14 protein-coding genes are annotated in these 18,300 nt (G+C 53.5%); 8 read left to right on the top strand and 6 right to left on the bottom strand.

Translation table 11 applies throughout. The features are described from left to right. Positions 1-35 precede the first annotated feature (35 nt). On the top strand, positions 36-1,583 hold the full coding sequence (locus B9P82_RS06430; RefSeq protein ID WP_101700112.1) for a BglG family transcription antiterminator: 1,548 nt from the start codon (positions 36-38) through the stop codon (positions 1,581-1,583). On the opposite strand, the gene B9P82_RS06425 is transcribed toward B9P82_RS06430, so the two are convergent. From B9P82_RS06425 to mgrA, 5 genes are all read right to left on the bottom strand, one after another. After that, complete coding sequence (locus B9P82_RS06425; protein WP_101700111.1) at positions 1,576-2,787, bottom strand: N-acetylglucosamine-6-phosphate deacetylase; 1,212 nt, start codon at positions 2,785-2,787, stop codon at positions 1,576-1,578. The genes B9P82_RS06430 and B9P82_RS06425 overlap by 8 nt on opposite strands. Next, positions 2,780-4,132 carry a class-II fumarase/aspartase family protein gene (locus B9P82_RS06420; RefSeq protein WP_101700110.1) on the bottom strand — a complete coding sequence of 451 codons (1,353 nt, stop codon included), beginning with the start codon at positions 4,130-4,132 and terminating at the stop codon, positions 2,780-2,782. Before B9P82_RS06420 ends, B9P82_RS06425 begins: the two co-directional genes overlap by 8 nt. A gap of 16 nt (positions 4,133-4,148) precedes the next feature. Then, complete coding sequence (locus B9P82_RS06415; RefSeq protein WP_016153907.1) at positions 4,149-5,708, bottom strand: PTS transporter subunit EIIC; 1,560 nt, start codon at positions 5,706-5,708, stop codon at positions 4,149-4,151. Positions 5,709-6,110: 402 nt separating this feature from the next. Next, positions 6,111-6,440: a DUF2502 domain-containing protein YpeC gene (gene ypeC / locus B9P82_RS06410; RefSeq protein ID WP_016153906.1), complete on the bottom strand. Its 330-nt coding sequence runs from the start codon at positions 6,438-6,440 to the stop codon at positions 6,111-6,113. Between the two features lie 128 nt (positions 6,441-6,568). Further along, complete coding sequence (gene mgrA, locus B9P82_RS06405; RefSeq protein WP_016153905.1) at positions 6,569-7,567, bottom strand: L-glyceraldehyde 3-phosphate reductase; 999 nt, start codon at positions 7,565-7,567, stop codon at positions 6,569-6,571. 182 nt (positions 7,568-7,749) lie between these two features. Here mgrA and B9P82_RS06400 point away from each other — a divergent pair, with 182 nt between their 5' ends. Continuing rightward, entirely contained in the window at positions 7,750-9,402 is a 1,653-nt protein-coding gene (locus tag B9P82_RS06400; protein WP_047358784.1) for an alpha-keto acid decarboxylase family protein, read from the top strand. Here the strand turns inward: B9P82_RS06400 and B9P82_RS06395 are convergent, their stop codons facing one another. After that, positions 9,403-10,638: an ion channel protein gene (locus tag B9P82_RS06395; RefSeq protein ID WP_047416352.1), complete on the bottom strand. Its 1,236-nt coding sequence runs from the start codon at positions 10,636-10,638 to the stop codon at positions 9,403-9,405. It abuts the gene before it with no gap. Between the two features lie 204 nt (positions 10,639-10,842). Here B9P82_RS06395 and glk point away from each other — a divergent pair, with 204 nt between their 5' ends. The 6 genes from glk to ptsP all read left to right on the top strand — a co-directional run bounded on the left by glk (position 10,843) and on the right by ptsP (position 18,286). Continuing rightward, the gene (gene glk / locus B9P82_RS06390; RefSeq protein ID WP_016153902.1) at positions 10,843-11,808 is read left to right on the top strand and encodes a glucokinase; all 966 of its coding nucleotides are present in this window, start codon (positions 10,843-10,845) and stop codon (positions 11,806-11,808) included. A gap of 221 nt (positions 11,809-12,029) precedes the next feature. After that, on the top strand, positions 12,030-12,356 hold the full coding sequence (locus tag B9P82_RS06385) for a PTS fructose transporter subunit IIB (RefSeq protein ID WP_003028254.1): 327 nt from the start codon (positions 12,030-12,032) through the stop codon (positions 12,354-12,356). Positions 12,357-12,376: 20 nt separating this feature from the next. Beyond that, complete coding sequence (locus B9P82_RS06380; RefSeq protein ID WP_101700109.1) at positions 12,377-13,624, top strand: PTS fructose transporter subunit IIC; 1,248 nt, start codon at positions 12,377-12,379, stop codon at positions 13,622-13,624. Positions 13,625-13,641: 17 nt separating this feature from the next. Next, positions 13,642-14,727: an aminopeptidase gene (gene ypdF, locus B9P82_RS06375; RefSeq protein WP_101700108.1), complete on the top strand. Its 1,086-nt coding sequence runs from the start codon at positions 13,642-13,644 to the stop codon at positions 14,725-14,727. Then, a complete protein-coding gene (gene ypdE, locus B9P82_RS06370) occupies positions 14,727-15,767 on the top strand; it encodes an aminopeptidase (protein WP_101700107.1) in 1,041 nt (346 codons plus the stop codon). Before ypdF ends, ypdE begins: the two co-directional genes overlap by 1 nt. A 23-nt stretch (positions 15,768-15,790) precedes the next feature. Further along, a complete protein-coding gene (ptsP, locus tag B9P82_RS06365; protein WP_101700106.1) occupies positions 15,791-18,286 on the top strand; it encodes a phosphoenolpyruvate--protein phosphotransferase in 2,496 nt (831 codons plus the stop codon). Positions 18,287-18,300: the final 14 nt, after the last annotated feature.

Below are 18,300 nucleotides of genomic sequence, written 5' to 3'. Positions count from 1 at the left end.
ATTATGTGCCCTGCATAATTAACTGGCAGGCGTTCATGAATCACTTTGATCTCTCTTTCCTGAAATATCTCCAGGACAACAGTCCGCTCTCCGTTGAAGAGGCCGTCGAGCGTTTCGGTAAAACGCTCTCCACGCTAAAACGGACAATGAAAGAGCTCAATGAACTTCTGCCAGAAAATGTCCAGCTACATCAGGATAATCAGTTTATTACCACCCGGATTGGCTACAGCGAATACCGACAGTTTTTAGCGCGCGTCCAGTTTAATCGCTATATCACTACGGCAGAAGAGAGGGTGAAGGATCTCTTTGTGGCGCTCTGTTTGCACGATGTGGTGAATAAAAATGATTATTACAAAAAATTTTATGTCAGTGCGGGAACGGTAAAAAATGATAATCCCGTCATGATGAGCCTGGTGCAGGAACGCGATCTGATTGTGCAAAGTATCCCGCGTAAGGGCTCCCGGCTTGCGGGGGATGAGTTCCAGCTGCGGCTGGCGGCGTGCATGACGATACTAAAAACGGTTGAAATTGGTGAGGATCACCGACTTATCGCCCACCAGGCCAATGAGCCGACAGGCCGTTCGATTGCCGAACAGTTTCTTCATGAGTGTGCTGCACAGATAAACCAGGCGGCAGACTATTACGAAGATAAAATCAGTCCGGTCATCGCCCTGGGATATAACGGCAGAAAATACTTACTGGTCTATCTTAGCCTTGCTCTGCACCGTATCCGCAGGGGACACAGAATTACGGAGAGTTCGGCGGCTGAGTTTTTGACAACCTTTGCTTATGCCGTATTGCCTGATGCGGATGAAAATATCTGTCTGGATCTGCTGATTGCTTCACTGACGTTTACTCATCGCCCCTTCACATTATACGACGCCCGGCTGGTCTCTTACGTTAAGCGCACCTGTCACGCTTTAGCCGGATGTCTGGAAAACACCATTCACAATCAGCACGCCTGGTTTGCGGAGATTTATAATTTTATCTATGCCGCCATCATCCAGAATAAATTTCATCTCTGGTTCGATGATAAAAAGCTCCATGATGTCCAGCGACGCTATCCTGAGCTATGGGAACATGTCCAGTATGCGGTGAAAGAGATTGAACATAACTGGCAAACGACCTTTTCTGCTATTCACCTGGCAACCCTGGTGCTGATTATCAAAAAGTATGCGCTCAAAAATCGGGTTGTTGGCGATAAGAAAAAGCGGGTCATTATTGTGACGAACTCGTCAGAGAGTAAAGTCGGCTATTTTAAAGAGATGCTTTTCTCCCGCTTCCATATTGAAATCCCCGCCTGCATCAACATCAATGAGATTGCGCGGCTTCAGCAGCTCGAATTCGACCTGCTGATTACCTTTACAAACAAGATATCGAGTCATCTCCGGTACGCCGGGCTGGATTATGTCAAAGTGAATTTCTGGCTCACGCAGGACGATCTCCTGTTATTACGCGAAAATGGACTTCCCTCCGCGCGCAAAAAAATACCTGCTGAGGACTTTATTCAGCAGGTTCAGGGAATGAGCCAGGAGGCGTTAAAAATTTTTCTTGATACGCATTACAGTGATATTTTTATTTAGCCAGAGGTTGCGAAACGCCGCGACACCAGACGGCTTCCAGGTTTAACTCTGCACCCAACACGAGAATATCGGCATCTTTTCCTGACGTCAGGCTGCCTTTTCTCGCGTCAACACCCGCCAGGATAGCCGGATTAAGGCAGGCAATCTGCGCGGCTGAAACCCAGCCTTTTTCCAGCCTGTCGACCACATTTTTCACGGAGTCCAGAAAGCTCATCTCCAGTTTGCACACTTCGGACCATTCCGTGGGTGAAACCGTTCGGGTCTTTCCGCTGTGGTCGGTGATTTCAAGACAATGATTGTGAATGCGAAACGTCTCCTGGCGCAGGTAATGGTGGAATTCAGATCCTTCGGGAAAATCCACATATCCCAGACAATCGCTGACCATGACCAACCGGCGATCTTTTTTCAACCGATAGAGAATGTCGAACACTTCTGGTCGCAACGTAATCCCGCTCTGCTTTGCCACCTCGGCATACGTATTCTGATGGTACATCAGCGCCCCCACCACGCCAGGCTCCCGGTGATGCAGCCCGCGCATGGCGCTAAAGGCATGGGTAAAGTGGGTTAAACCGGCTTCAATGGCGAGGGTGGTTTCATCAAAGGTGGCGTCGGTATGACCGGCTGACACGGTGACGCCTGACTGGCGTAAATAGCGGATTAGCGCCAGGGCGCCCGGCAGTTCAGGTGCGAGCGTCATCAGACGGATATTTCCCCTCGCGGCGTGCTGATAGCGTTTGAATCCTTCGATACCGGGTGGTTGAATCGCGTCCTTGCTCTGCATTCCGCTGTATGCAGGGTTAATAAAGGGGCCTTCCATATGAATACCCACCGCTTCGGCACCATCTTCCGCTTTTGCGTCTGCAATCCAGTCCGCGGCGGTGGAAAGACTCTCCAGCAAGAACGTTTCCGGCTGGGTGGCTGATGTTGCAAGCCACCCGGTAACCCCGGCGTTAACCAGATCCCGGCTCATCGCCTGCAAAGAACGGCGTTCACCTCTCCAGGCAAACGACCCTCTCCCCCAGCCGTGAACGTGAATATCCACAAAACCGGGCATCAGCATGGCATGGCGATAATCGACGATTTCCCCTCGTGGCGTACTGTCGAGGCCAGAAATACGCCCGCTTTCAATATGCAGATAGCCGCTTTCGATTCCATTCGGGGTGACAATGCGTTCACTTGCCAGAGAAAGCAGGGGATCAGCCATTGTCTTTCTCCCATACGCGAGCGGCCGTTTCCTCGGCGATTTCTGCGCAAAGGCCGATATAGTGAGCAGGATCCAGCAGCGTATTAATTTCTGAGTCGCTAAAGTGCTGGCGAATAAGAGGGTCACCACGCAGCACATCAGCGTAGGGGATGCCTTCATGCGTGCTGCGCATTGCCAGTTGGTAGACGCGTTCATGTGCGGCATCTTTGCCCAGCCTTTCCACCAGCTGCATCATGATTTTTTCGCTATTAATAAGACCATGCGTTAACTGCACATTCTGGCGCATACGACCAGGATTGATGACCAGCGTTCGCGTCAACTCTTCGGCTCGCATCACAATCTCAGCCATTAGCTCCATACTCTCCTGGATATTACCGTCAAAGATAAAGTAAGCGGAGCTGTCTGCTTCGAAGGGACGTGGGCTGACATACAGGCAGGAGGTCAATACTGAGTACAATTTCTGCGCGTTGGCGATGATCCCCTTCGCCAGTTTAGGATTCACTTTTTGCGGCATGGTGCTGCTGCCAACGGTGCCTTTAGTGAAGGCTTCTGAAACTTCGGCAAACTCTTCGCTTGAGGTCTGATAAACCTCTTCGGCTATTTTGTGTAACGTCGTCGCCAGCAGGCACAAATTACTAATGTATTCAGTGCGGTAAATGCGCGAGTTGCGGGAGGGAATCGCCATTGAATGCATTCCCAGCTTTTGGGCAACGCTATCCTGAACCCGGCGGCCGGTTTCACCGGTTGCGTGGAAGGCGCCCACGGCTCCCCCCATCATCACGGTAAAGACGCGTTTTTCCGCTTCCCGCATGCGCTGCTGGGCGCTCAGTAACTCATCAATCCACACGGCGGCTTTATAGCCCCAGGTGATGGGCAGCGCGTGCTTACCGTGGGTACGTCCGGCCATAATCGTTGCTTTATGGTCAGATGCCATCTTTGCCAGGTTATGCAGAATATCGTCCACAAAACCCTGCATGATGGTATCGAACTGCTTTGCCAGATAAAGCTGTGCTGTTTGCTGAATATTCTGCGTGGTGACGCCGTAATGCACGTATTTTCCGCTTTCACTGTCACAGGCTTTGACCAGCACTTTGATGACCGGAACGAAGCCGTGACCAATCTCGCGCAGCAGGCGTTCCATTTCCGTCAGGTCAATCTTATCCACGTGGCAGTTAGCGGTAATATTGACTGCGGCGCTGGCGGGGATCATGCCGTGTCCGGCCTGTGCCTGAGCCAGGGCGGCTTCAACATCGAGCCATGACTGTACCCGCGCTGGCTGCGCGAGCAGAGATTTCATTCCTCGATCGTCGATCGTTTTGCTTTTTGAATCATACAGTGCACGCATTACTATCTCCTTGAATTTATTTCGCACCGACGAGGCGGTCGTCTACCGCGTTACGGACAAATTCTACGTGTGGGCCGAATACCACATGAACATGGTTGCTGGAGGGGATAAAGGTTCCCAGCGAGCCAGATTCTTTAAGAATGGCCATGTCCATTTTTTTCTGATCTTTCAAATCAATACGTAACCGTGAAACGCAGTTTTCAACGCGCTTGATATTGTCTGTCCCGCCCAGCCCCTGAATCACCAGTTCGGCGACTTTGTCGTACTCTTTATTGTTCAGTAAGGTGCTGTCAGCGATTTCACTCTCGCGGCCTGGGGTCTTAATATCAAATTTACCGATCGCGAAGCGGAAGACGAAATAGAAGACAACAAAGTTAATCACGCCGAGGATAATTAAATTAATCCATTGGGTGTGTTCATACATCAAACCGAAAATACCAAAATCAAAAATGGTGCCGCGAATATAGCCGATGGAGACTTCCAGTAATTGCAGTGGAATGGTCAATAAGCCACAGAGTACCGCATAGACAATAAAGAGTTTTGGCGCGATAAACAGGAAGGAGAACTCCAGCGGTTCGGTAATATTGCCCAGCATGGCGGTCAGCACCACGGTCAGGATCATCCCTTTGGCAAATTTCTTATTCTTGAAATAGGCCATGTGGTACATCGCCAGACCAATCGCCGGAACGCGGAACAGCGTCGTGAGCATTTGTGATGAGGCAAGATAGCTGGTGAGCGTCGGCATATACTCTTTCCAGGCCGGATGGGTGGGACCAAGCTCAAACAGGATTTTATTGATAGCGGGCAAAATACCGACATAGGTCTGCCCGTCAATCAGGTACGTACCGCCTGCCGCGGTGAAACGCACGGTGGAACTGAGGACATGGTGCAGGCCAAACGGGATCAGCAGGCGATTGAGCGTCATATAGATACCTGCACCAATGTTGGGTGCCATCATTATTGTTGATATGGCGCGCATACCTGCGGTAAACAGATCCCAGATAAAAGGAATGATCAAGCCGACGGGAATGGAAAAAGCAATGGCTAAGATCGCGACGGATTTTTTACCGCTGAAAAAGGCGAAAGCGAGAGGTAATTGCAGCCGGTAAAAACGGTCGGTTATTTTAGCTGCCAGCAGCCCGGCAATAATGCCGCCGAGCGCTTCGATTTTCAGCGTCTGAATACCTAATACCATTCCCTGTCCGACGAAAGCCATATCCTCTTTCGCCAGCGTACCCGCCAGCTTAAGATGCACATGCATGGCGATAAGCAGAGTCAGGTAAGCCACGACGGACGCAAATACAGCAATCCCTTTTTCTTTTTTAGACATACCGTAGGCGACACCCATCGCGAACAGTAAAGGAATATTATTAAAAACGACGCTGCTGATTAATCCCAGAGAAGAGAGAATTGCTCTGAAAATTTCATTGCCCAGAAAGGGGAGTTTATCAATCATATAGCTCTGCCCTAACGCAGCGCTAATTCCCATGACCATCCCCACAGGCGCCAGTACGGCGATCGGTAATAATAGCGATCGACCGAATGTCTGAATTTCATTCTTAAAATTAGCATTCATAAGTTAATCCTGACGTGAATTCTCTTGAGGATAAGATACGTTCAGGAGATTTTTGCTCAAGGGCAAATAGTGAAAAATAAAAAGCGCAGGATTTGACCATAAAAAAGCAGCCTGCAGGCTAATGCTGGTCACTTAAGGATTGATTAGCCGCAAAGGTATTTTTTATTAAAGCGAAACGGATTGAACTGAAAGTCAGCGTACTGAAGCGAACCGAAGGAAGATGACATAAGGCGAATGGATCACGAAGTGACGATTTTTCCTGCCGGAAGCCTGGGTGGCAAGGGAGACGGTGAGCCTCTCTTGCCCGTTACGGGAATGAGGGTTTCAGAGAAACAATGAACATACGGTGAACGGAACCCTTTGCCATTGTTAAAAATTCTCTGTTACCACAGGTTCCTTTTCTTAATGACGATGCCCGTGACCGCCGCGCCCACGACCGCGATGGTCGTCACGGTCATTCCAGCCTTCTCGGTAGCCGCGTTCATAAGCTTTGCGTTTATCCCAGCCACGATGGTAGCCGTTGTCATGACGCCACCAGCGATTTTTGCGCCACTCATAGTTATGGTGCCAGTAATCCCGGTCGCGCCAGCGGCCGCCATCCCAGTAGTTACCGTAATTATCGCGATCGCCAATTTGCAATTTTATTGATGGCAGCAGGGTGATTTCGCCAGCGTTCGCGGCCAGCGGTGTAAAAGCCATTAAGACTGCCGCCAGAATCAGTGACCTGAACATGTTTTCTCTCCTTCACGATCGAGCCGTAGCCGGCCTGTTAACGTAATATTACGGGGCAGTAAAGCCCCGTTTCATCGCCACAACTCTTAAATCGCAAGTGAGAGCACTTTTTGTTAATAAATGTGTCTTTATTTCAACCGACTCAGAATGGCATCAATCTCCGCGCACTCTTCAGGCGTAAAGTGACGGTTTGCCAGCATGCCGACGGCATCTTCAATTTGCGCCGGTTTACTGGCACCAATCAGCACAGACGTGACCTTGTCTTCCCGGAGAACCCACGCGAGCGCCATCTGAGACAGCTTTTGTCCCCGTCGCTCTGCCAGTGCGTTCAGCGCTCGAACTTTTTCCAGTTTTTGTGGGGTGATCTGGTCCGGATTCAGAAAACGGCTGGTGCTTGCGGCGCGAGAATCCGCAGGAATACCGTTCAGATAGCGGTCGGTTAACTGCCCGCCAGCCAGCGGTGAGAAGGCGATACTACCGACGCCTTTTTCCTGTAAAAGCGACAGCAGGCTCTCTTCGACCCAACGCTCAAACATAGAATATTTGGGCTGATGAATAAGGCATGGCGTACCTAAATCGTCGAGTATTTCAATCGCTTGTCTGGCAAGTTCAGCCGGATAGTTAGAGAGGCCTACGTACAGCGCTTTGCCCTGACGGACGATATGATCCAGTGCACGCATGGTTTCTCTGAGCGGTGTTTCAGGGTCGGGGCGATGGTGGTAGAAGATATCGACATACTCCAGCCCCAGACGCTTCAGGCTTTGATCGAGGCTGGCAATCAGGTATTTGCGTGAACCCCAGTCCCCGTAAGGGCCTTCCCACATGGTGTAACCCGCTTTGGTGGAGATGATCAGCTCATCTCGCCACGGTAAAAAATCTTCCTGCAGGATGCGACCAAAATTTCGCTCCGCTGAACCCGGCGGTGGACCATAGTTATTCGCCAGATCAAAATGGGTGATCCCCAGATCGAATGCACGCTGTAACAGCGCCCGACTGTTCTCGACCTGCGTGGTATCACCAAAATTGTGCCACAACCCCAGTGATACAATCGGGAGCTTGAGGCCGCTCTGACCGCAGCGGCGGTACTCCATTGTCTGATAACGATTTTCAGCAGCCTGATAAGCCATATAGCCTCCTGTCAGATAAGGTGTGACTTTGAGTGTATACGTTTACACAAGGCCAGCTGCAATTAAATTTAGGGATGAAAACTGTACATCTTGCTTTCCACCCCCTTCACAGCGACTTTCCTGGACAGTCATCACAGTTCTTCGATACTCAACATGAGGTTACCGTCAGAAGGAAAGCTGTCATGCAAACCCCGTATTCCGTTGCTGATTATCTGCTGGACAGGCTGGCAGGCTGTGGTGTTGGCCATCTCTTTGGTGTGCCTGGCGATTATAATTTGCAGTTTCTTGATCACGTGATTGAACATCCCAGCGTACGTTGGGTCGGGTGTGCGAACGAGTTGAATGCGGCTTATGCTGCGGATGGCTATGCCCGGGTATCCGGGGTGGGGGCGCTGCTCACCACGTTTGGCGTAGGTGAGTTAAGCGCGATTAACGGTATCGCGGGAAGCTATGCGGAATATGTTCCTGTTTTGCATATTGTTGGCGCGCCCTGTCGCGGTGCCCAACGTCGCGGGGAGTTGATGCATCACACCCTTGGAGACGGTGATTTTCAGCATTTTTATCGTATGCAGCAGGCGGTGACGACGGCCAGCGCAGTGCTGGATGAACAAAACGCCTGTTATGAAATTGACCGCGTGCTGCGAACAATGCTCATCGAACGCAGGCCGGGCTATCTGATGTTACCTGCTGATGTGGCAAAACAGCGGACCACGCCGCCGAATGACATCCTGATTGTTCCTCTGAGCGAGCCAGAAAGCAGCGTGGCAGAAGCGTTTCGCTACCATGCCCGCGAGCGGTTACTGGACAGCCCGCGCGTAGCGCTTCTGGCAGACGTTCTCGCGCAACGCTTTGGCCTGCAGCCGGTACTGCAACGCTGGATGGCGGAAACGCCGATGGCCCACGCCACGTTGTTGATGGGCAAAGGGCTATTCGATGAGCGTCATCCGGCGTTTGTCGGCACCTACAGCGCTGGAGCCAGCAGCGACTATGTACGTCAGGCGATAGAAGATGCCGACACGATAGTATGTGTTGGCACACAATTTGTTGACACTCTGACCGCCGGGTTTACGCAACAGCTACCACAGGAGCGCACGATTGAGGTGCAGCCACATGCCTCACGGATTGGAAACCGTTGGTTTAACGTTCCGATGGAGCAGGCGGTAACCACCTTGCGGGAGCTGTGTCTGGAGATGTCTTTTTCACTGCCGCCAGAACGCCCGCCAGTTAGACGTATTCAGGTTGAGAAGGGACCTCTGACGCAGGAAAATTTCTGGCATACGGTGCAGCAGTATCTGGCGCCCAATGACATTATCCTCGTCGACCAGGGGACCGCTGCATTTGGCGCGGCTGCGCTCACGCTACCCGGTGGAGCGGAGGTGCTGGTTCAGCCGCTGTGGGGGTCTATCGGCTACGCGCTCCCGGCTGCATTTGGCGCGCAAACCGCCTGCCCGGACCGCCGGGTGATCCTGATTATTGGCGATGGTGCGGCGCAGCTCACCATTCAGGAACTGGGCTCTATGCTCAGAGACGGGCAATCTCCCGTTATTTTGCTGCTAAATAATGACGGCTATACCGTGGAGCGGGCTATACATGGGGCGAATCAGCGCTATAACGATATCGCCGCCTGGAACTGGACGCAGGTGCCGCAGGCGTTTCGTCGTGAATGTCAGGCGGAGTGCTGGCGTGTGGAGCAGGCGGTACAACTGGAAGAAGTGCTGGCCCGTTTGTCCCATCCGCAACGATTGTCGTTAATTGAGGTGGTACTACCGAAAGCCGATCTTCCTGAGCTATTGCGCACGGTGACCCGTGCGCTGGAAACGCGTAACGGAGGCTAACTACTTATCGGTACGCTCGGCGATCATCATCGGTTTGCCCGCCAGCAGCAGCCAGGCGGGCAGCATGACGATGCACAGCAGCGGCAGCAGGGTGGAATCTGGCACCACCACTGCTGCCATAAACAGGCTCAGCCAGGCGTCACGGGTGACGACCAGCACCAGTCCAAGAATCGCGCAGGAGACGGTAATGGCCGCTGGCACCGCTTCAACGTGGGCGTGCAGCATCAGGCCAAGCGCGACCCCAACGAATACTGCCGGGAAAATTCGCCCGCCGCGAAAACCACTCGCAGCTGCAACCACTAATGCCGCCAATTTGATCACGGCGAGCATGAAATAATCCGATGCTCCCAGCGTCTGGCTAAATGCCATTTGCTGCATTTCGTCCAGTCCTTTAAACAAGGTAAGCGGTCCGCCGATAACGCCTAAAATGCCGAGGATTAAGCCGCCAGCCCCAAGAATCAGGACCGGGTGTTTCAATCGATGTATTAAATGGTGTAAACGCGGCAGACACCAGACAGCCACCATCCCGGCGGCAATGGCGATGGCGGCAACGACCGCACCGCTGAGGATATCGATCACATGCATCTGCGTGTAGTGCGCGATAGGCAGTGAAAAATGGGGGTGAAAAAACAGACTGGTGGTCAGCGAGCCCGCGGCGGCGGCCATTAACGGTGCAAACAGGCGATCCCATAAGGGAACATTGTCCGAGCTATTCAGCGTTTGTGAAAAGACCAGCGCGGCGGCAACGGGGGTGCCAAATAGCGCGCCGATGGTGCCGGCAGAGGCGAGGATGGTCCAGTCCAGCTTAGCAATGCGGGGAAACATACGGCTGCCGAGCGCCACAGCCAGTGCGATGTTCACGGTCATGATCGGGTGTTCCGGACCCAAACTGACGCCACCCGCCAGGCCGAGGATGAGCGCTGCCAGCAAGCCCGGAATTGCTGAGGTGGGGACCGGCATTCCAATTAACGGCTCACAGGCAGGATCCGGTCCCGCGTGACCCTGGCTGTAGCGAATAACTAACCCGACCATGATCCCCGTGAGCGTCAGCATGCCGATAATCCACAGCGGAGAGTCCTGGGCAATACCGATGCTAACTGGCAGGCGTTCCCACAAAAACTGCTGTAAAACGGACGCCACTTTCATCACAACGATCAACACCAGGCTGGAGGCAATACCAATAATTAGCGCAGGAGTTGATAGCAAGAGCATCGTTCTGGCTCGTGGATGAAGCATATTCTATTCCTTAAAACAGAGTCATAGACATAGTTTGCACAGCCTGCGCAACCGCATCGCTGCAAATGGTGCTGAAACGATAAAGTAATTATGTGATCTGGATCGATTTTCCACGGGCATCAGCCTTCAGGGCGTTGTTGTTATGCCCCCATGAATTTACAGTGTGGCAAAGATTTATTCTGACTTTAGCGGAGCAGTGGAAGAATGACAAAATATGCTTTAGTAGGTGATGTTGGCGGCACCAACGCGCGTCTTGCTCTGTGCGACATTGCCAGCGGCGAGATTTCGCAGGCAAAAACCTATTCCGGGCTGGATTACCCAAGCCTCGAGGCGGTAGTGCGCGTATACCTGGATGAGCATAGCGTCAGCGTCGAGGATGGTTGTATTGCCATTGCCTGTCCGATAACCGGTGACTGGGTGGCAATGACCAACCATACCTGGGCATTCTCTATTGCTGAGATGAAAAAAAATCTGGGCTTCAGCCATCTGGAAATCATCAATGATTTCACCGCCGTGTCGATGGCGATCCCGATGCTGAAGAAAGAGCATTTGATCCAGTTTGGCGGAGCGGAACCTGTTGAAGGCAAGCCGATTGCTGTCTATGGCGCAGGTACCGGACTCGGCGTGGCGCATTTGGTGCATGTAGATAAACGCTGGGTGAGCTTGCCTGGTGAAGGCGGTCACGTGGATTTTGCGCCTAACAGCGAAGAAGAAGGGATTATCCTTGAGGTCCTGCGTGCGGAAATTGGTCACGTTTCCGCAGAGCGCGTACTGTCAGGTCCGGGGCTGGTTAATCTGTATCGCGCCATCGTCAAATCAGACGGGCGCCTGCCGGAAAATCTGCAGCCGAAGGATATCACCGGGCGTGCGCTGGCTGATTCCTGTATCGACTGTCGTCGCGCGCTGTCGCTGTTCTGCGTCATCATGGGGCGTTTTGGCGGCGATCTGGCGTTAACGCTGGGCACGTTTGGCGGTGTGTACATCGCTGGCGGCATCGTACCGCGCTTCCTCGACTTCTTTAAAGCTTCGGGTTTCCGTGGTGGTTTTGAAGATAAGGGGCGTTTTAAAGCCTACGTACAGGATATTCCGGTATATCTGATCGTGCATGATAACCCGGGCCTGCTTGGTTCCGGTGCGCATCTGCGCCAGACGCTGGGCCATATTTTGTAAGACCAATGCCGGACGGTGCACAGCGCTTATCCGGCTTACATATATCCCGCAAAACCGCGTTTATTACGCGGTTTTTTTATGCCTGCCGCCCGCCTTTCCGACCTTCGTCACATTTCCGAATGGTGGGATTATTTGTCCAGTAAAAGCATTATTTGTCTGATAACGGTCGTTACTTTCCCCGGACCATAATTTCACTCGTTAACTATTACGAGGAAATGATTATGAGCAAAAAACTGATTGCCGTTTGCGCGTGCCCAATGGGGCTGGCCCATACCTTTATGGCGGCTCAGGCGCTGGAAGAAGCCGCGGTTGAAGCGGGTTATGAAGTGAAAATTGAAACCCAGGGTGCGGACGGAATTCAAAATCGCCTGACGGCGCAGGATATCGCTGAGGCAACATTGATCATCCATTCTGTTGCCGTTACTCCGGAAGATAACGAGCGTTTTGAGTCGCGTGACGTCTACGAAATTACGTTACAGGACGCGATAAAAAATGCAGCTGGCATCATCAAAGAGATCGAAGAGATGGTTGCCGCTGAACAACAATAATCATCGACAGGGAATTACGTATGGCCATTAAAAAACGCAGTGCAACCGTTGTGCCTGGCGCATCTGGTGCGGAAGCGGCAATAAAAAATCCACCGGCCTCCCACAATAGCTTCTGGGGCGAACTTCCGCAGCATGTGATGTCGGGTATTTCGCGCATGGTACCGACGTTAATTATGGGCGGGGTAATTCTCGCCTTCTCGCAACTGATCGCCTATAGCTGGCTCGATATACCTGCTGACACCGGCATCATGGATGCACTGAACAGCGGAAAATTCAGCGGTTTTAATCTCTCATTACTGAAGTTTGCCTGGCTGTCGCAATCTTTTGGCGGCGTGCTGTTTGGTTTTGCTATTCCGATGTTTGCCGCGTTTGTCGCCAACTCTATCGGCGGTAAGCTGGCGTTTCCGGCGGGGTTCATTGGTGGACTGATGTCCACTCAGCCCACGCAGATACTGAATTTTGACCCAGCGACGCTGCAATGGGCAACCAGTGCCCCCGTCCCGTCAACCTTTATTGGCGCGCTGATTATCTCGATTGTCGCCGGGTATCTGGTTAAGTGGATGAACCAAAAAATCCAGTTGCCTGATTTCCTGCTGGCATTCAAAACCACCTTTTTACTGCCCATTCTTTCCGCGATCTTCGTCATGTTGGCGATGTATTACGTGATAACGCCGTTTGGCGGGTGGATCAACGGCGGAATTCGTTCTCTGCTGACGGCGGCTGGAGAGAAAGGCACGCTGATGTACGCGATGGGGATTTCTGCGGCAACGGCGATTGACCTCGGCGGTCCGATTAATAAAGCCGCAGGATTTGTCGCCTTCAGCTTTACTACCGATCACGTTCTGCCGGTAACCGCACGCTCTATTGCCATCGTGATTCCTCCAATTGGCCTCGGGTTGGCTACGCTTCTCGATCGGCGCTTAACTGGCAAACGCCTGTTCAACGCACAGCTCTACCCGCAAGGGAAAACGGCAATGTTCCTCGCGTTTATGGGCATCAGCGAAGGGGCGATCCCGTTTGCACTGGAAAGCCCCATCACGGCAATTCCATCCTATATGGTTGGCGCTATTGTCGGATCGACGGCTGCCGTCTGGCTGGGGGCGGTGCAGTGGTTCCCTGAATCGGCTATCTGGGCATGGCCGCTGGTCACTAACCTCGGCGTCTATATGGCGGGGATCCTGTTAGGTGCGGTGATTACGGCGCTGATGGTGGTGTTCCTGCGCAACATGATGTACCGCAAAGGCAAATTGCTGATTGAAAGCCTCTGATTAAAAGGATTGTGACCATGAGCTTACTTGCCTCGCTGCGTGACTGGCTAACGGCGCAACATCTCGATGCGATGCTGCTGTCATCGCGGCAGAATAAACAGCCGCATATGGGGATCTCCAGCGGTTCAGGGTTTGTCTTTATCAGCCATCAAAGCGCGCATATCCTGGTCGACGCCCGTTACTACACCGATGTCGCTTCGCGTACTCAGGGCTATCAGATCCATCTACTTGATGGCGTGCAGACGCTCTATTCACGGGTGAATCACATTATTGCTGACGAAAAGCTGCAGACGGTGGGATTTGAAGGCGAGCAGGTAAGCTGGAATACGGTGAATGGATGGTCGGGCAAACTGCTTGCGCGACTAGTGAGTGCCGTGCCGGATGTGCTCCGGCAGGTAAAAACGGCGCAGGAGATAGCCTGCATTCGCAAAGCCTGTCGGATAGCTGACCTTAGTGCTGAACATATTCGCCGCTTTATTCAACCCGGCCTCAGTGAGCGCGAAATCGCCGCTGAACTGGAGTGGTACATGCGCACGCTCGGTGCAGACAAACCCTCTTTTGACACCATTGTCGCCAGCGGCTGGCGCGGCGCGCTGCCGCACGGTAAAGCCAGCGACAAGCGTGTCGAGGCGGGTGAGTTCATCACGCTGGATTTTGGCGCGCAGTATCAGGGCTATTGTTCGGATATGACGAGAACCTTTCGCATCCCAGACGCAAACCAGCCAGCGCAAGAAAGCCCGCTGTTTTCCGTGTATCAGATTGTCCTGGCGGCGCAGCGTGCGGCGGTGGCAGCAATTCGACCAGGTCGGCGTTGCCATGAGGTTGACGCCGCAGCCAGGCGGGTCATTACGCAGGCGGGCTATGGCGATGAGTTTGGTCACAATACCGGACACGCTATCGGCATTGAGGTGCATGAAAATCCCCGTTTTTCCCCCACCGACGCGACGCCTCTGGCGGCTGGCATGCTGCTCACCGTTGAGCCAGGTATTTATCTGCCGGGGCAGGGAGGCGTGCGTATTGAGGATGTGGTGCTGGTTACGCCAGACGGCGGCGAGGTGCTCTACACCATGGCGAAGACATTGTTACACACGGGAGAGGCGTAATGGACTTATCGCTACTGAAGGCGCTGAGTGAGGCGGACGCGATCGCCTCTTCAGAACAGGAAGTGCGGCAGATCCTGCTTGAAGAGGCGGATCGTCTGCATAAAGAGGTGCGCTTTGACGGCCTGGGATCGGTGCTGATCCGTCTGAATGAATCAACCGGTCCGAAGGTAATGATCTGCGCGCATATGGATGAAGTGGGATTTATCGTGCGCAGTATTTCCAGCGAAGGAGCGATCGATGTATTGCCGGTGGGAAATGTGCGTATGGCGGCCAGGCAATTGCAGCCGGTGCGGATCACTACCCGTGAAGAGAGCAAAATTCCCGGTCTGCTCGACGGAGTGCGCAGCGGTAATGACGTCAGTGCGCTGCAGGTGGACATTGGCGCGCGGTCTTATGACGAGGTACTTCAGGCCGGCGTACGCCCTGGCGATCGCGTCACCTTTGACACGACGTTTCAGGTTTTGCCGCACCAGCGAGTCATGGGCAAAGCCTTTGATGATCGACTTGGATGTTATTTGCTGGTGGCGCTGCTGCGCGAATGGCATAACGCCATTCTCCCATGTGAGGTCTGGCTGGTGGCCAGTTCCAGTGAAGAAGTGGGACTGCGCGGAGGACAAACGGCAGCACGCGCGGTCGCCCCGGATGTGGCGATCATGCTGGATACCGCCTGCTGGGCCAAAAACTTTGATCATGGTGCGGCCAACCATCGGCAGATTGGTAATGGCCCGATGCTGGTGTTAAGCGATAAATCGCTGATTGCCTCGCCAAAGCTGACCGCGTGGGTTGAAAGCGTGGCCACCGATGCGGGCATTACCCTGCAGATTGACATGTTCAGTAACGGCGGCACTGACGGCGGGGCAGTGCACGTAAGCGGTACGGGGATCCCCACGGTTGTCATGGGGCCAGCTACGCGGCATGGACACTGCGCGGCGTCGATTGCCGACTGCCGTGACATCATCCAGACGCAGCAGTTGTTGTCGGCTCTTCTTTCACATCTTACGTGCGAAACCGTGGTTCATCTGACGGATTTCAGGTGCTGATTTCGCGCTAATCAGGAGTTGTTATGCTAACGATTCAATTTCTTTGCCCGTTACCCAATGGCCTGCATGCGCGTCCGGCGTGGGAGCTGAAAGAGCAGTGCAGCCAGTGGCAAAGTGAGGTGATATTTCTTAACCATCGCCAGAACGCCAGGGCTGATGCGAAAAGCTCGCTGGCGCTGATTGGCACCGGGACGCTGTTTAATGACAGTTGTAGCTTAACCATCACCGGTCGCGATGAAGAACAGGCCCGACGAGCGCTAGAGGAGTACATCCTGCACCGGTTTATTGACAGCGACAGCGTTCAGCCGACGGAGGCGGAACTGGCGGCGCATCCGTTGCCGCGTTCGCTGATTCGCCTCAACCCAGACCTTCTTTATGGCACCGTGCTGGCAGGAGGCGTGGGGGCAGGTTCGCTCACGCTTTGGCAGAGCGATAATCTGGAAAGCTATCGCGCGATTGCGCCGAGTGCGGAAGACAATACCCGGCTGGAGCATAGTCTGGCGACGCTTGCCGAACAGCTCAATCAGCAACTGCGCGAGCGTGAGGGTGAGAGTAAAACCATCCTCAGCGCCCATCTGTCTCTGATTCAGGACGACGAGTTTGCCGGGAATATTCGTCGCTTAATGTTGGAGCAGCATCTGGGGTTAGGGGCGGCGATTATCGCCAATATGGAGCAGGTGTGCGACAAGCTGTCGGCCTCCGGTAGCGATTACCTGCGCGAGCGCGTTAGCGATATCCGTGATATCAGCGAACAGCTGCTGCACATCACCTGGCCTGAAAGACGTCCGCGCAATGCGCTGGTGCTGAATAAGCCGACGATTCTGGTTGCTGAGGATTTGACGCCCAGCCAGTTTTTAAGCCTCAATTTGCAGCATCTGTCAGGCATGATCCTGGAGAAAACAGGGCGCACATCGCACACCCTGATCCTTGCTCGCGCGTCGGCTATTCCGGTGCTTAGCGGCTTGCCGCTGGAGGCCATTAGCCGCTATGCAGGCCAGCATGCGGTACTGGATGCCCGCTGTGGGGTACTGGCCATCAATCCAGACGATGCGGTTCGCGGTTATTACGCGATTGCGCAGAAGCTGGCCGATGAATGCCAGCGGCGGCAGGCGCTTGATGCCGCCCAGCCCGCGCTGACCAAAGATAATCAGCGTATTGACGTTGCAGCGAATATCGGTACCGCGCTGGAAGCGCCGGGGGCGTTTGCCAATGGCGCGGAAGGGATTGGGCTGTTTCGTACTGAAATGCTGTTTATGGACCGCGACAGCGCTCCCGACGAGCAGGAACAGTTTGAAGCCTACCAGCAGGTCTTATTGGCCGCGGGCGACAAGCCGGTAATCTTTCGCACCATGGATATTGGGGGGGATAAAAATATCCGTTACCTCAATATTCCGCAGGAAGAGAATCCTTTCCTGGGCTATCGCGCGGTGCGAATTTACCCAGAGTTTGCCGGACTGTTTCGCACGCAGCTGCGCGCCATCTTACGTGCGGCAACCTTCGGCAATGCGCAACTGATGATCCCAATGGTGCACAGCCTTGACCAGATTTTGTGGGTAAAAAGCGAACTGCAAAAAGCGCTGGTGGCACTGAAAGCCGACGGTTTACGCCATGCTCCGACAATTTCATTGGGGATTATGGTTGAAGTGCCGTCGGTGTGTTACATCATCGACCATTTCTGCGATGAGGTGGATTTCTTCAGTATTGGTTCAAACGACATGACCCAGTACCTGTACGCCGTCGATCGTAATAACCCGCGCGTTTCGCCGTTGTACAACCCGATTACGCCGTCGTTCCTGCGAATGTTGCAGCAGATTGTCCGCGTGGCGCACGAACGCGGTAAATGGGTGGGCATTTGCGGCGAACTGGGGGGCGAAGGACGCTATTTACCGCTGCTACTGGGCTTAGGACTCGACGAGCTGAGCATGAGCAGTCCACGTATTCCGGCGGTGAAAAGTCAGCTTCGTCAACTGGAGGGCCAGGCATGCCGTGAACTCGCCATACGGGCCTGTGAGTGCCGTAGCGCTCTAGAGATAGAAGATCTGCTCAACCAGTTTGCACCGCAGAAAGACGTGCGTCCGCTGCTGGCGCGGGAGAACATCTTTGTTGGTGAATCTCTGAGTAACAAAGAGCAGGTGATTCAGTTCCTGTGCGGCAATCTGGGTGTTAATGGGCGAACTGAACATCCGTTTGAGCTGGAGGAAGATATCTGGCAGCGCGAAGAGATAGTCACCACTGCTGTCGGTTTTGGTGTGGCTATTCCGCACACTAAGTCCCAGTGGATCCGCCATTCCAGCATCAGTATTGCCCGGCTTGCTCATCCCGTTGACTGGCAGTCAGAGATGGGCGAAGTGGAACTGGTTATCATGCTGACGCTGGGAGCTGATGAAGGCATTAACCACGTGAAGGTCTTCTCGCAGCTGGCGCGTAAGCTGGTGAACAAGCCGTTCCGCCAGTCGTTGTTTGCCGCTGAAAATGCCGACAGTATTCTCGCGTTGCTGGAGGCGGAACTGACGTTTTAAGCTTCATTGAAAGA

Source organism: Citrobacter sp. L55 (assembly GCF_002850715.1).
In the GTDB taxonomy this organism is placed as follows: domain Bacteria; phylum Pseudomonadota; class Gammaproteobacteria; order Enterobacterales; family Enterobacteriaceae; genus Citrobacter; species Citrobacter braakii.
Note: the sequence above shows the minus strand (reverse complement) of the source record. Positions and strands in the feature narration are given on the sequence as shown.